Raw genomic sequence first — 16176 nt, forward strand, 5'->3', positions numbered from 1 at the left:
CTCCACTACATCTTTCCTTTTCTGATCACGCTGTTCTTTTATCGTAGCCATGGAAAGCAGTATACACTGCCAATACTTTCGGAACGATTAATAATCTGGCGCAGTGCCAGCTCTTTCGCGATATCCGGTCCCAGATAGGTCTCACCTGCCGCTACCTGAGCCACTGCCTCCAGCAGGACGTCCGGATCGCTGGATTTGGTAATGTATCCCGACACCCCCATCCTCAGGGCACGTTCTGCAAAGACGCTGCTGTCATGAATGGTGAAGATCAGGATACGCACTTGCGGGTGGTGAGAAAGCATCCGTCTGGCGGCCTCCATCCCGCCCATGCCCGGCAGGGAGAGGTCCATAATCACCAGATTCGGGTGATGTTTGTGATACTGTCGACAGGCCTCTGGTCCGTCGCCTGCCTCAGCCACCACCTGGAATTCCGGCTGCATCTCCAGAAGACGCCGATAACCGGCTCGAACCACGGAATGGTCATCGACCAGCATGATAGTGGTTTTCTGATGGGGCATTTCAAAAGAATAGTATGTTTTTCCTGCACTCATAAGAGTCATCACTGCTTTGGATGATTGGCAAACGCTGCATGCCCGGGAGCCGGCGCCTCTTCTGGACAATAACCCACTCCCAGAGTGACCAACGACGATGCATTGGCCAGCCAAACCGGCAACAGCTCATCAGTCATTGCCGTCCAACCTCGCCGGGGCGAGTGGCAATATCATACTCAACCAGAAACCCTGCCCGTCCAGAGACCGACAGCATACAGAACCACCAACGGCCTCGGCACGCTGCTTCAATCCGTACAGTCCAAGGCCATCATGGGTCGAAGCGGGGTCCATACCACGCCCATTGTCCTCCAGGGCCAATACCAGCCATTCATCCTCGAACCGCAGGCTTACAGTTACGTAATCGGCCTGGGCATGTCGGCTGATATTGGTGAGACCCTCTTGCACACAGCGATAGAGGGATATCTCCTGCAGATCCGACAGCCTCGGTATCTCATCCACCATCGACAGGCTGATCTCGGTATCACGATTGCGCTGTCGCCATTTATCCACCAGCTCCTGTATGGCATCCAGAAGACCAAACTGGTCCAGCATCGGCGGTCGCAACCGCTGGGTAATTTCCCGGATGCCTTGGATGCCCTGAAACACGATATCCTGAATATCCGCTGTCACCGATGCCAGTTCGGTCGAATTATGACCCCACTTCTTCTGGATATAGGCGACATCCATCTTGATTGCGCTCAACAGTTGCCCCATCTCGTCATGGAGTTCGTGGGCCAGCCGCTTTCGATCATCTTCCTGAATGCGCATACTGCGACGATGAAGCCGCTGGTTCTGTTTCAGGAGTTGTTGCAACTGTTGTTCGGTCTCTTTCTGTCTGGTGACATCCTGTACACTCCCCCTCATGCCCAGCGGATTGTTCGAACCATCGAAGATCACTTCGCCCTGCTCATGCACCTCTCGCATGGCCCCATCCGGATGTTGGATTCGATGATCAATCGAATAGACAGCCCCTTCCCACAAGGCGGCATCCACCGCCGCTCTCACCCGGTCCCGGTCATCCGGGGCGACGCATTCCAGAAAGCCCTCGTAACTGGTCACGAACCTGTCCGGGTCCACGCCAAAGATCCTGTAGGTCTCATCGGACCAGACCAGCGAATTGTCATGCAGGCACCACTCCCAGCTCCCAATGTGGGCGATTCGCTGGGCCTCTGACAGGCGTTGTTCACTGTTGCGCAGCGTGGTCTCCGCCTTTTCATGGGACAGATAGACACCCAGCATTTCAGCTGCCGTGCGCAGGACATCGACCTCCCCATCCAGCCAGTCCCGCTTTTTCCAGACATCGTCCAGACCAATGTACCCCCCCCATTTCTTATCGATCCAGATCGGCATAATCAGAATCGACAGGACCCCTCGTTCCAAAAGGCAGGCCTGCTCCTCCGCAGGCAGGTCATCCACCAGGCCTAAAACGGGTTGGTTCTGTCTCAGCACCCGCAGCCAGCGTTGCGGTGAGCTGACCTGAAGGGAACCGCTCTGGCATTCTGGCTCTTTGAACCGGGGCTCGACGGCCGGGGCACACTGCTCATGGCTTGAAGCAATGCTGACTCCCTGGTCCGGTGTATCTCCCACCTGCGCCAGATAGACCCGGCTGGCAACAGTGGCCTCCAGCAGATGCTTCAAGGCACGGGGTATGGCATCTGGAGACGGCTGCAGAAGCCCCCGTGAGAAAGCGGAGAGACGGGTGACATATTGGAGGCGCCGCTCAAGCAGTGCCTCGGTTTTTCTGTGCTGAGAAATATCACGGACGATGCTGAGCAGGTACTCCCTGCCACCATGCCAGAGTCTGGAACTGATCACCTCTACCGGAAAGATCTCCCCACCTTTACGTCGATGGTGGGTTTCAAAGGTCCAGGAGCCAGTCTGAGGCATCCTTTCCCAGTGTTTCATCCAGAGAGTTTTATCCGCATCCGGGTTGATATCCATCACGCGCATCTGCAGCAACTCCTGACGCGTATAGCCGAGATTTCGTATTGCTGCCCTATTCACATACCTGATGCAGCCGTCCTTCCCGAGAAGAAACAGGCTGTCGTGCATCTGTTCAACCGCAGCCTGGGTTAACTGCAGTTCCTGCTGCACCCTGGACAGCTGCCAGTCCTCCCTCTGCCGCCACTTCATAACCACGATAATACCCAACAGGCCAACCAACCATATCAGGAGATCAAGCGCAGTATGAATCCAGCCAGGATCGACAAAAACGCTCTGAAACTTAAGTTCTATGTCCCCAGCACGGTTGAGAAGGAACAGGAAGAGGGGAGGTGTAACCACCACGCCCGTCCATAGAAGTGCAGCCATCCAAGTATGACGCCTGAGTGGGCGCTGATTTGACGGGTATTCTGCTGTCTTTTCCATGGCGTGTCAGATGAGATAGAGTCGATGGCTTTTGCTTGGAAACGTTTCCCAATGGGGCAAACCTCGGTTTTGTTACTCGCGGTTGCGGGTATTATAGATGGAGGGTGAGAGGTGGAACCATGTCAAACGACGACTTCAAGAGCACAAACAATGAACAACTGCTTGAGCGTCTCGAACGCCTGCAATCCACGCTTTTACCGTCGGGGGAAAAACAGAACCTTTCCCAGCTGTTGCACGATCTTCAGGTCCATCAGATCGAGCTGGAACTACAGAACCGCACCTTGCAGTCGGCCCAGGTAGAGCTGGAGGAGAGCCGCGACCGTTACGCCGCGCTCTACGACTTCGCGCCGGTAGGTTATCTCAGCCTTGATGCCCAGGGCATTATTCGCCAAATCAATCTGACAGGCGCCCGGCTGCTCAACCGGGAACGGGGCCGGCTGCTGCAGACTCCCTTCTCCCGTTACCTGGCGCCGATGGAATCGGAGATCTTCTTCGGCCACCTGCGAGCGGTATTCCACAGCAACGGCACACAGAACCAGCTGCTCTCTATCACCCAGCCCGAAGGCGAACAACGCCAGCTCCGCATGGAAAGCCTGGTTATCAGTGGAGAGGGGGAGCAGCAAGAGTGCCGTTCGGTGCTGTTCGATATCACTGAAGAGATCCGTGCCCGTGAGGAGAAGGCACGTCTACAGCGTGAACTGCAACAGGCGCAGAAGATGGAGAGCATCGGCCTGCTCACCAGCGGCATCGCCCATGACTTTAACAATCTGCTGGCGATCATTCGCGGACACACCCAGCTCATCCAGGAGCGGCTTGGCATCGATCCCCCAGAACGACAGGGCGAGCGGCTGGAACAGGTACTGGAGGCAAGTGGACGGGCCCGTGACCTGATCGCTGACCTGCTGAACTTCAGCCAGCGCCGGGAGGCCCCACCCACTACGCTGGCCCCGGCCCGCAAGATCGCCGACATGCTGCCGCTGCTGCGGGCCACCTTCCCCAGCAGCATCGAGCTGCAGACCCGCCTGCGATCCGATACCCCCGCCATCCAGATCGCTCCCGTGGCCCTCGACCAGTTACTGATGAACCTCTGTCTCAACGCCCGGGACGCCATGGAGGGACAGGGTCGTCTGCTGATTGAACTCTGCCGGCAACAGCTCAGCGATAGCGAATGCGATGCCTGTCACCACCCGCTCACGGGAGAGTGGGTGGAGATAAGCATCAGCGACACCGGGAGTGGCATCCCGATGAGTGATCGGCACCGGCTCTTCGACCCCTTTTTCACCACTAAGCCCCCAGGACAGGGGACCGGCCTGGGGCTCTCGATGGTCTACAGCATCCTGAAACAGCATGGCGGCCATGTGCTGCTGGAGAGCCGACCCGGCCGGGGCAGCCGCTTCAGGCTGCTGTTCCCCCCGGTGGAAGCAACGCTCGGCAGCACTCCGGAAACGACAGGAACAATCTCATCCACCTCACCGCCTCCGGCTGGTGGCCAACAGATCATCGTTCTGGATGACGAGCCAGCCATCGCCCGGCTGCTGGGGGAATTGCTCACCGCCTCCGGCTACCAGGTCAGCGTCCATACCGATGCCCCGACCCTGCTGCAGGATCTGGAATCGGGCAAATACACCCCCGACCTGCTGATCACCGACCAGACCATGCCCGGGTTGACCGGCGTCGAATTGATCCAGCATCTGCGTCCTGACTATGCCAAGCTGCCGATCATTCTCTGCAGTGGCTACAGCGAGGTAGTCAACGCCGCCAATGCCAATGCGTTCGGGGCTGATCGCTTCCTAGAAAAGCCGGTGGATGCAGCCAATCTGCGAGCACTGGTGCAGGAACTGCTGAAGGCGAGTGGCACTGCGCGCTCACATGGGAAGACACACCCGTTCGAAAGAGAGGGTCGGAGTCAAACCAGGCAACGCTCCAGATAAACAGAACGGGGTAGCTCGGTTTGACTCCAACCCTGGGAAAGTCATCATAATGGGCGAATGATAAAACGAGACGAGACCCAAACAAGCGATTCGACGGCTTTTCCCGTGGTCGGCATCGGCGCCTCTGCCGGCGGTCTCGAGGCCTTCCGCGAGCTGCTGAGCGCCCTGCCCCTCGACACCGGCATGGCCTTTGTGCTGTTGCAGCACCTATCGCCAGATCATTCCAGCCAGTTGGCCGAACTGCTCGCCGACACCACCAGCATGCCGGTGAAACCGGCCAAAGACGGCCAGCAGTTACAGGCAGACCACGTCTATATTGTCCCACCGGCCACACAGCCCGGCCTGCTGCATGGTCGGCTACAGCTACTACCACTGCACCACAAGCCGGGAGCGCCGGTGGTGATCGATGAGTTCTTCAAGAGCCTGGCTACCGATGCCGGCCCCAAGGCCGTGGGGGTCATCCTCTCTGGTGCCGGTTCGGATGGCGGTGGGGGACTGGAGGCGATCCGCGCCGCCGGCGGCGTCGCCTTCGCCCAGAGCGAGCATTCGGCAGCCTTCGACAGCATGCCCCACAGCGCCATCGAACGTGGACTGGCGGACTATGTGCTACCGCCAACGGCCATCGCCAGTGAACTTGGGAGGCTGGCGCGAAGCCCACGTTTCACCCTCGGCAAGCGGCAACAGCTCCCCTTCGCCAGTTCCAGACAATCCCTGCAGAAGCTCTTTCTGCTACTGCGTCAGAGCACCGGCACCGACTTCAGCCTCTACAAACCCAGCACCATCCAGCGGCGGTTGCAGCGGCGGTTGATGCTGCACCACCTGAATCGGCTGGCCGACTACCTGAAGCTGATCCAGCAACAGCCTGAGGAGCTGGAGCATCTATTCGATGATCTGCTGATCAACGTCACCCATTTCTTCCGCGAAGCGGAGAGTTTTCGCACCCTGGAGCAGTCTGTCTTCCCCGCGCTCGTGGAACAGAAGAGACAAGGTGAGCCGATCCGCATCTGGGTTCCGGCCTGCTCCAGCGGTGAAGAGGCCTACTCCGTCGCCATCACCTGGCTCGATTTCCTCGAACAGGCGCAGATCGACCGCCCCTTGCAACTGTTTGCCACCGACATCGACGCCGCTGCCATCAAACAGGCCAGGCGCGGCATCTTTGCCCCAGATCAGGTGGTCCCCCACCTCTCCCGGCGACGGCTGGAGTACTACTTCAACCGGACGCCCCAGGGTTGCCAGATCAACCCGGAGGTGCGCGACCTCTGCGTCTTCTCGGTGCAGGATCTATTATGTGATCCACCCTTCTCTCGTATCGACCTGATCTGCTGCCGCAACCTACTGATCTACCTCAAACGCAAGCCCCAGCAACAGCTGCTGCAGACCCTCCACCGCTCCCTGAACCCCACCGGCTTCCTCATGCTCGGCGGTTCCGAATCCATCGGCGCCTCCTCCGACCTGTTTCAGGTGGCAGACAAGCGCACCCGCCTCTACCATAAGAAGACACTGCCAGGCGAGCTTTCGCAGCAGTTCCTACGAACCAAGGGTAGCCTGCCGTTGGAACCGGTAAAACCGGTCTCCGATCCCCCCACTCCGAACAGCGCCGAGATGGCGATCAGCACCCTGCGCGAACGCCGCTGCCCTCCTGGTGTGACGCTTGACAGGACACACAATATCCTGGCCTTTCACGGCGATGTCTCGCCCTATCTCACTCACCCCCCTGGCAGGCCTGATCTTAAACTGCTACGGATGGTCCAGGGGGAGTTACGCACGGAACTCAATCTAATGGTCTATCGGGTGATCGAATCGGCCAAGGCCGAGACACGCACCCTCCGCCACACCATGCCCGATGGCCAACAGCACACGATCTCTCTCAGCTTCGAGCCGGTTCCCCGCAGCGACCACCAGGAGCCCCTGTTTCTGTTGCTGTTTCAGGATCTTGGCAGATGCGAGACACCATCACCCGCAGCTGACGGTTCCAGCGACAGCCGCATCGCTGAGTTGGAGCAGGAACTAACCCGGGTGTGGCAGCACACCGAGCAGATGATCCTGCAGCTACGGGCCACCAATGAGGAGCTGCACACGGTCAGCGAGGAGAATCTCTCCGCCAATGAGGAGCTCCAGTCCACCAATGAAGAGCTGGAGACTGCCAAGGAGGAGTTGCAATCGAGCAATGAGGAGCTGAGTACCCTCAACCATGAGCTGCTGGCTGCCAACGAGGAGCTGCACCGGCTCAATGAGGAGCTGCGTCAGTTGCTGGAAAGCGTGGAACTGCCGATCCTGATGCTGACCCGCGAACTCAGGCTACGCCGATACACCCCGGCGGCCCTGCGGCTTTTCAACCTGCTACCCGGCGATCTCAACCGTCCTTTGAGCGACCTCCAACCCCGTTTCCACTCACCCAGTCTGGAGGCGGAGCTCCATGATGTCATCCACAACCGCCAGAGCCGTACTCTGGGGATCGAGGACGGCGAGCGCAACCCCTGGTCCCTGAGCATCCTGCCCTTCTTCGACGAACAGGGGGCGCTGGACGGGCTGGTGCTGCGATTCATCGACCTGCGACCCTATCGCGAATTGGAGCAGCACGAGCGGCTGCTACTGACATTTCTGCAAAACTCCGGCGAGGCAGTCATTCTCGAGGATCTCAACGGCACCATCCTGAGCTGGAATCGGGGCGCCGAGCGACTCTACGGATACAGCGCGGATGAGGCTGTCGGCATGAGTGTATTTAAGCTGATTCCGGCAGAAGAGCAGCCCCCCCTGCGGGAGATCATCGGACGCTTGGCGCTCAACGAAGAGGTTCAGCCCTTCGAGACCTGGCGCATCGGCAGGGATGGAAGCCGACACAGAATCCGACTCAGTCTCTCAGTGGTACGCGACGCTCACGGCCAGCCCGTCTCCCTGGCCAGCACTGGCCGGGAGATTAGCGACTGACTCCGCCCCCTGGGACATTCCCTATCGGGGACTCTAATTCCACATCGGCAGATTTCATCATCCGTTAACTAATTGTTTCAGCATCTAATTTCAGTACTGCGGGTCGATAAACGCTCGTGAAAAAGGGCAAGTTCATCTCTTTCATCGGCCATCGATGAAATCCTTAGGTGGTCTGCCGCGGCCACGAGAACACCTGGTTCTGGCGGAGGCCCCCCGATTCAATCACTCTCGTGCTGAGGCGGTGAAGTTTCTGCATGAGCGCCATTTACAGAAAGCGGCAGCAGCAAAGAACCCAAGCTCCGGCTGGCAGACTAATTATAACGAATCGATACCCTTGCCAGGTGAGGTCTGGAATGCGATCTTGTGGCCTATCCCTTGATCCGATTTGGTGAGCCCCAATGACAAAGCGCAGTGTCTTTTTTCTCTCCGATCACACCGGCATCACCGTCGAGGCGATGGGGCGATCACTACTCAGCCAGTTCCCGGCGCTGGAGTACGACACGGTGCACTGGCCCTTCATCGACACCATCGAGAAGGCCAAGCGGGCAGCTGGGCGGATCAATCAGGAGACAATGCGCTCCGGCGCTCGACCGCTGGTCTTCAGCACCCTGGTCGATCCCACCTTGCGCGCCTGCTTCCGTGACAGCGCCGGGCTGATCTTCGACTTCTTCGAGCACTTTACCCAGCCCATCGAAGAGGAGCTTCAGATCCCCTCCGCCCCCGCCCTGGGGCGCCTCCACAGCATCGGCAAACAGAACGCCTACAACGAGCGCATCCATGCGGTGAACTACGCCCTGACCAACGACGATGGCGCAGTGACACGCAACTACGACAGCGCCGATCTGATCCTGATCGGTGTGTCACGCAGCGGCAAGACCCCCACCTGCCTCTTCATGGGGCTGCAACACGGCATCCTCGCCGCCAACTACCCGCTAACCGACGATGATCTGGACGATCAGAACCTGCCCAGGGTGCTGCAACCCTACGTCGAGAAACTCTACGGGCTCACCATCGACCCCCGACAGCTGCAGCGCATCCGCAAAGAGCGCCGCGCCAACGGCCGTTACTCTTCCTTCGAGCAGTGCCTGAGTGAGGTGCAGCGGGCCGAACGGCTGTTCAAACGCCACAACATCAGGTTTCTCGATACCACTGCCATGTCGATCGAGGAGATTGCCGCCCGCTTGCTGCAAGAGGCCGGACAGGAGAGTCGGCTGGATTAATGGCGACAGGTCAAGTCAGGGAAAAAAGATTCGTTTTTGATCAAAAAACAGGAGTAACACCTCTTTTTTTCGTCAAGAAGCGTCTCACGTGTACCGATATGAGCTTTTTTGGGCCTTTTCAGATTTTCTGATCCCGGCTAGTGGCATCGCAAACAAGGCCCAAAAGACGTACCTGAGCCCCCCCTTCAATCGTTCGCAGGATGTTACGCAAGTCTCTCCAGACTTAGTTTACCGGACTTGTTAGCATAGCCTCCAGGCAGGGTGGCAATGACATAACAAAAAAATATTGCTTTCCTTTCCGCACAGAAAGGAATAATGGCAATGCGCTTATTGTTGGTAGAAGACGACGCGTTGCTGGGGGATGGCCTCAAAACGATACTCTCGCTGGAAGGCCATTCGGTCGACTGGGTCAAAGATGGGAGGGCAGCGGATGCCAACCTGGCGGGCACAGCCTATGAGGCGGTAGTGCTGGATCTCAATCTGCCCTACCGCTCCGGTCTGCAGATCCTGGAGCAGCTGCGCAGACAGCGCAATCAGGTGCCAGTGATCATCATCACCGCCCGGGATCAGATTCAGGATCGCGTCTGCGCGCTCGACAACGGAGCAGACGACTATCTGGTCAAACCCTTCGACACAGACGAACTCTGCGCCCGCTTGCGCGCCATGCAGCGGCGTTTCTACCGGGTGGTGAACACGATCATCGAACACGACAACATCCAGCTCGATCTCTCCTCCCACAGGCTGGAGATCAACGGCATCCCGGTAACCCTGTCACCGCGGGAGTTCACTTTGCTGCAGGTATTGCTGGAGAACGCCGGGCGCGTGCTGTCGCGTCAACGGCTGATCGAGTCGCTCTATGGCTGGGACGACAGCATCGACAGCAATGCGGTCGAGGTCTTCATCCACCATCTGCGTAAAAAGGTTGGCCCCGGTCTGATACGCACCGTCCGCGGTATCGGCTACCTGATTGAGCGGCCTGGATGCTGCGCCCCTTCCTCTGGGTATCCCCCCTACTCGCCGTGCTGATCTGGTTTGGCGTCGGGCGTGGACTGGCGCCGCTGAGACGTCTCGCCACCGATATCCCGGATCGAGACTACAACTGCCTCAGTCCGGTCAGCATGCGCGATGTGCCGCAGGAGGTCGCCCCCCTGGTGCGCGAGCTCAACGCCCTCTTCTCACGCCTCGACAACGCCTACATGCGTTTCAGCCGCTTCACCTCCGATGCTGCCCACGAACTGCGCACGCCGCTAGCCGGCATCCGCGCCCAGGCCACCGTCGCCCTGCGCAGCCCCGACAAGGCGAGGCGGGAGCATGCACTGCGGCAGGTATTGAAGGGCAGCGACCGGGCAGCTCATCTGGTAGAACAGATGCTGCTGCTGGCCCGCGTCGATCCGAATGCGATTGCCACCTCGTTCAAGCCGATCAACCTACGCCAGGCCGCCCCCGAAGTGGTGGATGAAATGAGGTCAAAAGCCACTGAGCAGGGGCTCGAACTGCAGCTGGAGGCGCCACAATCAGTCAGTGTGCCTGGCGATCTCGAACTCATGAAGTTGCTGCTGGGCAACCTGATCGGCAATGCCATTGCCCACACCCCCTCCGGGGGGCGGATCCAGGTCCGCCTGGAGCGGCGGCAAAACCGGGTCGACTTAAGCGTGGAGGACACCGGCCCCGGGGTCGCAGCAGCGGAGCTGGAGCGGATCTTCGACCGCTTCTACCGCCATCCTGACAACCAACGCGAGGGATTCGGGCTGGGCCTCTCCATCTCGCAGCGCATCGCGGAGCTTCATGGCGCCAAAATCAAGGCCAGCCCAGGCCAGCAAGGGCTGCGCATCCAGATCACCTTTCTCGACAGTGATTCTTAAAAAATTCTGGTTTCTTAACGAATCTTAATCTTCGCCTGCTAGCTTGCCAGTTGCGGGGACAGTAGAAGGCTGCAGAAAGCCCTCACACCCGACAGACTGTGCACAGCCACCTGCCCTAACGACCCAGGCAGCAACGGAAGAACGGCCTATCGCCGTGCTCTCCAAGCGAGGAGATCAGAATGAAAGATCCAAGGCGCTTCATACTCCCTTCCATCACCACTGGCCTGGCTCTCTGCCTGGCCGTCTCAACGACCACATGGGCCGACGAATTCAAGATCAAGCGAAGTCAATGGGATGCAGAAGACAACCAGTTAAAAATAAAGGGTAAAGGCCAACACAACGAGAAGGTAAGCATCAGCAATGCTGGGTCTGGTATGATCATCGGCAGTGTCACCGTCAACCAGACGGGTAAATGGGAACTCACCCTCAACGACTTGGCAACCGTGCCCTGCCGGATCCACGCCGAGTCGGCTGGGCTCGTCCAAAAACGCGATGTACGTAAAGCCCCGGCTGACTGCGACACAGGTGCTGGAGGCGGAGGCGGAGGAACAGTGCAGACCAGCCCACTCCGGGTGCTGGCCGCCAACGACCTCGGCATGCACTGCGCTGATCAGGACTACCAGATCTTTAGCATCCTGCCGCCGTTCAACGTGGTCCACGCCCAGGTAATCGAGATGGGCAGCGACGGCAGCCCCCCCGCATCCTCAGCGACACCGACGTGGATCTGGTCTACTCTGCCAGCAGCAACCTGAGAGACCCTGTCGGCCCCGCTTCCATCAACACCACCAGCTTCAACGGGCCGGGGATCTTCAAATCCAACTTCTGGGAGATCACCGACTCGGGCAACACCCAGGGTGCCCTCGGTTACGCCTCGCTCTATCCGAGTGTGCTGGCCGTGGGACTCGACAGCCTGTGCGATCCCAATCCGGCCATCGGCTGTCCCAGTGTGCTAACCGCCGCCTTCGACCCGATCCCCGGCGACCTTGGAATCCCGGTGCCAGATCCGGCGCATCTGCCAGGGCTGGTGGTCGGGCAGCAGGCGATGCCCAGTGCGGTCAACCATGCACCCTTCATCACCTCGCCCTATTCCGCCAACGAACCCCAGCCATTCGACCGATTCGATGTCGACTTGCCCTTTTTTACCGCCCTGCCGATCGGCACCACCGTACTGGGTGTCAACTGGTTCGCCGCGGACGGCATCCCGATGCTGCCGGTGGATGACCTTGGGCAGAGCAACGCCTACCCACTGATGAAGGTCTTGGCGATCAGCAAGGGTACGCCCCCCCATATCACGAACAACGTACTCGCCAGCACCGAGGTGGTGCTACCAGTGGCCTCGGAGGCCGACTGCCAGGGTTGTCACGCCGATCCAGCCGACCTCGGCAATGGCGCGGCGGCCAACTTCGCCTCGGTCTCCAACTACGCCGACGGCACCCCTTGGGAGGTGATGCTGACGGCAGATGCCCCCGGACCCGAGCCGCTGCTCAACGCCGCCAAGATCAACGTCCTGCGGCTGCATGACACCAAACACGGCGCCAACTACACCTCCAGCGTCGATGCCAGCCCGCTGCCCTGCACAAGTGGCAGCGAGGTCTCATGCCTTGATGTGCGCCGCAACATCCAGTGCTCCCAGTGCCACTACTCACCGGCCCTCGACCTGGCCCAGATCGGGCCGGTGGACGAACCCGAGCAGGGTATTCATGGCCGCCAACAGACCCGCCACATCAGCATGTCACGGGCAATGCATGGCCATCACGGTGAGTTCACCGATCTGTTCCCCGAGATGCCTGCCCCCAGCGATCCCGCCCGCACCCCCGAACTGCAGGCCCAAGTGCTGCAGGAGAGCTGCTACCAGTGCCATCCAGGCAAGCGCACCCAGTGTCTGCGCGGTGCAATGGCCAGCGGCGGCGTGGTCTGCCAGGACTGCCACGGCAACATGAAGCAGGTGGGCAATGACTTCAGCAAAGGACTGCCCGGCGGTACCGGCCTCGACCTCACCCGACGGGTACCTTGGGCCAACGAACCTCAGTGCCAGGCCTGCCACATCGGCGACGTGCTAACCATCGCCCAAGCCGACACCAGTGACTTCGAACTCGCCGTCGACGGCATCCGCCTGCGCCAGACCTACCGCAAGTCAGATGCCATGGCCGCCAGCCTCCCCTTCATCAGCGCACCCGGCTCGCGTTTCGCCGAAGACCAAGGTCTCTATCGTCTGAGCAAAGGCCACGGCGGCGTGATGTGTGAAGGCTGCCACGGCAGCACCTACGCCATCTGGCCGGTGCAGCCGGATGGTGATGATGTCAACTCGCCCTTCCTCGCCAATGACAATCTGGCCGCCATCGGCCTACAGGGCCATACCGGTACCATCACCGAGTGCGACACTTGCCATGCGCCTGGCAGTCTCGGCCTGACCCTCGACGGTCCCCACGGCATGCATCCGGTGAACAATCCCAACTGGACCCATCGCCACGAGAGCGTCGCCGAGCAGAACCCCGACAGCTGCCGCGCTTGCCACGGCAGCAACGGTGAGGGCAGTGTGCTGGCACGCACCGCCGACCTGCGTATCCTGGAGAGCCATGACAAACAACCCGACGGGAGCAAGCAGATCACCCTCAGCCGAGGTACCGAGGTGAGTTGCACCTTGTGTCACGAAAATAAGCTCTAAAGCCAACCCATCCCCCGCCGTAGCCTTGGCCCCTCTCCACGAGGGGCTTTTTTCTTTCCCAATCACTTAATGTTTTGGCAAATGATGCGATCAACCGCATACTAACTAGCGTGGAGAAACTGAGAAAAATATCCCAAGCCATCTCAACCTTTTTGTAACCTGAGCCATCATGCCAGCTCCCTTTTTTCGCCAGATACGCGGTGTCTTTCGCAAAGCTGCCCTGCCCCTTGCGGTGAAGTGGACGATGGTAATCGGTGCTCTGATTGCGCTGGTCATGAGCGTCTTAGGCTGGCTGCTGATCACCCTGCAGGACCGGGTACACACAGCGGAGATCGAGATCTTTGGCGGGACCATCGTGCAGCAGTTCGCCCACTCCGCCAGCGAGCCACTGCTGGCAGAGGACCAGCTCGCCCTGGAGGGCCTGGTCAATCGCCAGCTAAAAAACCGGAATCTGGTGGGAGCGGTGGTCTCAGGGATCAAACAACTGCACATCGCTGCTGGTACAAATCCAGAAAAACTCCCCGACCCAAGCAAGCCCTACTACTGGACTGACCGCAGCAAACCCAATATCAAGCGTCCTCTGGTCACCTTCAGCAACCCCATCCTGTTCAACAAGATCAAGGCGGGCGAGGCCTACATCACCCTAGACAGAGCCTTTCTCGACAGCTACCGGCAGACCATTATCAACGTCATCGCCGGCGCCACCCTACTGCTGATCGTGATCGCCTCGTTTCTCACCTATGGATTGAGCCGGCAGCTGGCGCGACCAATCAGCCGCTTGGCAGAGGCGGGCCAGTCTGAATCCTCTGAGGAGCCGGCCTACTCTACCTACACTGACCGCCGCGATGAGATCGGCCAGGTCTACTCCCATTTTCAGCGCATGAGCACCGGCCTATTACAGAAGCAGCAGGTTGAAGAGGCACTGGCCCGCTATGTCTCCCCCAAGGTAGCGGAGAAGATCCTCGCCAACCTCTCCGACACACGCCTCGCCAACAGTCAGATCAAGGGTAGTGTGCTGTTCTGCGACATCGTCGGCTTTACCAGGATGTCGGAGCATCTGCCGCCGGACCAGGTCGCTGAGCTGCTCAATCTCTACCTAGGCAACATCGCCGAGGCGGCCCAGCACAGCCACGGCATGGTGGACAAGTTCATCGGTGATGCTGCGATGATTCTGTTCGGCGCCCCCGACCCGGACCCACACCACGCCACCCATGCGGTGCGCTGCGCCTGCCTGATCGTGGCGCTGATCGACCGCATCAACCGCAACCGCCACCTCAACCATGAGCAGCCGATCCAGGTGCGCATCGGCATCAACAGTGGTGATATGCTGGCGGGTAACATCGGTATCCCAGAGCGACTCGAATACACCGTAATCGGCGACACCGTAAACGTCGCCTCGCGCCTCTGCGACCGGGCGCCAACCAGCGGCATCCTGATCAGCGAGGCCACCGCATCGCCCCATGCGGTCAGGAATACGGTGGATCTCACCCTACAAGCACCGATCAACGTCAAAGGCAGAAAAGAGCCCGTCAGCACACTGCTGGTCAACGCACCCAAAGACAAGTTCGCCCGCCGGCTGGCGGCCACCGTGAAAAAAATCAGAAACAGCCAAGAAACAGCATGAAAAAAAGCAATACATGGACGGCCCTGATCATGACAGCAGCCCTGAGCGGCTGCGCCAGCCTGCCGCCTGAACTGAAGCTGCCACAGTTGGGCGAACCCGAACCCAAGAAGGTCGAAAAACCATTAAAAACGGCCAACCAGCTGCTGAAGAAGGGTGAACTGGGTGAAGCAGTGGCCCTGCTGGAGAAGGCGATCATGGCGGGCGAGAAGGACAAGGCCGTGGTCAGGCTGCACAACAAACTAAGCGCCATCCAGACCCGTCGGGAGGAGCAGCTTGAGGATCAATTGCTGCTGCAACAGTACGATGCACTGCAAAAACAGTTGCCCCTGATGGCGAAGCTGGCAGAAAACCGGCCGAGAGACGCCCACCTCCACTCCAAACTCCTCGATGCCCAGTCCGAGCAGGAGCAGCAACACCTCTACCTGACCCGCTGCGGCTGGCGGGAGTGGCGCCACCAACCCAAACTAGCGACCCGCTGCCTGACAGTGGCGCTGTCGATTAAGGAGGATGAAGATGATCGGCGCCTATTGAAGCTACTCAACTCCCGCTCCTCCAAAGCGGTTAAGCAGGCCCGGAAAATTAAAAAGTCGCAGCGCGCCGCGATCTCAAAGAAGGCATCCGCCAACAAGTTCAAGCAGGCTCAGGTTCTATTTGAGAAGAATGAGTTGAGCAAAGCCAAGATGCTGCTGCAGAAGTTGCTGCAAAAAGAGCCGAAAAACAGCGCCGTACGAGAGCTTTTGCAGCTGGTGCAGAAAGAGCTACAGATTCATCTGGAGAACCTATTCAAGACAGGCGACCAGCTATACTCACAGGGAGAGGTTGCCGGCGCTATTGCGGTCTGGGAGGCCGCCCAGAAGCTCGACCCCAACGACGATCGGGTGGTGAAGAAGATCGAGCGAGCACAGCGAATTCTGGACAATCTGGAGCAACTCAGGAAATCGAGGTAGTATCAGGATGATCGACGCGGCTAGATCGGCCAGTAGATTCTCGCGCTGGAGGCATTTATCTAATCTGGCACCAGGATCAGC

11 protein-coding genes and 1 pseudogene are annotated in these 16176 nt (G+C 59.3%); 10 read left to right on the forward strand and 2 right to left on the reverse strand.

Features of this window, described 5'->3' with window-relative positions; genetic code table 11:
- Positions 1–38 precede the first annotated feature (38 nt).
- Both Ga0074115_RS03910 and Ga0074115_RS03915 read right to left on the reverse strand, forming a co-directional pair.
- Complete coding sequence (locus tag Ga0074115_RS03910; RefSeq protein WP_157292636.1) at positions 39–551, reverse strand: response regulator; 513 nt, start codon at positions 549–551, stop codon at positions 39–41.
- 129 nt (positions 552–680) lie between these two features.
- Positions 681–2684, reverse strand: a complete 2004-nt coding sequence (locus Ga0074115_RS03915) for a PAS domain S-box protein (RefSeq protein WP_232432888.1) — start codon at positions 2682–2684, stop codon at positions 681–683.
- A 353-nt stretch (positions 2685–3037) separates the two neighbouring features.
- Between Ga0074115_RS03915 and Ga0074115_RS03920 the strand changes: the two genes are divergently transcribed.
- The 10 genes and pseudogenes from Ga0074115_RS03920 (at position 3038) to Ga0074115_RS03960 (ending at position 16095) form a co-directional block, all read left to right on the forward strand.
- Positions 3038–4849, forward strand: a complete 1812-nt coding sequence (locus Ga0074115_RS03920) for a hybrid sensor histidine kinase/response regulator (protein WP_232432889.1) — start codon at positions 3038–3040, stop codon at positions 4847–4849.
- Positions 4850–4906: 57 nt separating this feature from the next.
- Entirely contained in the window at positions 4907–7777 is a 2871-nt protein-coding gene (locus tag Ga0074115_RS03925) for a chemotaxis protein CheB (protein WP_060528228.1), read from the forward strand.
- Positions 7778–7949: 172 nt separating this feature from the next.
- Positions 7950–8078: pseudogene (locus Ga0074115_RS17215) on the forward strand (ABC transporter ATP-binding protein); the annotation flags it as partial.
- Positions 8079–8175: 97 nt separating this feature from the next.
- Positions 8176–8997 (forward strand): posphoenolpyruvate synthetase regulatory kinase/phosphorylase PpsR, encoded by an 822-nt coding sequence (gene ppsR / locus Ga0074115_RS03930; protein ID WP_005959176.1) that lies wholly within the window; start codon positions 8176–8178, stop codon positions 8995–8997.
- A gap of 321 nt (positions 8998–9318) precedes the next feature.
- Positions 9319–10023: a response regulator gene (locus tag Ga0074115_RS03935; protein WP_198295034.1), complete on the forward strand. Its 705-nt coding sequence runs from the start codon at positions 9319–9321 to the stop codon at positions 10021–10023.
- On the forward strand, positions 9978–10859 hold the full coding sequence (locus Ga0074115_RS03940; RefSeq protein ID WP_057955150.1) for an ATP-binding protein: 882 nt from the start codon (positions 9978–9980) through the stop codon (positions 10857–10859). Before Ga0074115_RS03935 ends, Ga0074115_RS03940 begins: the two co-directional genes overlap by 46 nt.
- Positions 10860–11038: 179 nt before the next feature.
- A complete protein-coding gene (locus Ga0074115_RS16575) occupies positions 11039–11611 on the forward strand; it encodes a hypothetical protein (RefSeq protein ID WP_232432890.1) in 573 nt (190 codons plus the stop codon).
- Complete coding sequence (locus Ga0074115_RS03950; RefSeq protein ID WP_057955152.1) at positions 11578–13524, forward strand: hypothetical protein; 1947 nt, start codon at positions 11578–11580, stop codon at positions 13522–13524. The genes Ga0074115_RS16575 and Ga0074115_RS03950 overlap by 34 nt, the downstream gene beginning before the upstream one ends.
- A 244-nt stretch (positions 13525–13768) precedes the next feature.
- Positions 13769–15148: an adenylate/guanylate cyclase domain-containing protein gene (locus Ga0074115_RS03955; protein ID WP_232432891.1), complete on the forward strand. Its 1380-nt coding sequence runs from the start codon at positions 13769–13771 to the stop codon at positions 15146–15148.
- Positions 15145–16095, forward strand: coding sequence for a tetratricopeptide repeat protein (locus Ga0074115_RS03960; RefSeq protein WP_060528231.1), 951 nt, complete (start codon positions 15145–15147; stop codon positions 16093–16095). The genes Ga0074115_RS03955 and Ga0074115_RS03960 overlap by 4 nt, the downstream gene beginning before the upstream one ends.
- Positions 16096–16176 lie beyond the last annotated feature (81 nt).

This window comes from endosymbiont of Ridgeia piscesae, assembly GCF_001443665.1.
Lineage (GTDB): Bacteria > Pseudomonadota > Gammaproteobacteria > Chromatiales > Chromatiaceae > Endoriftia > Endoriftia persephonae.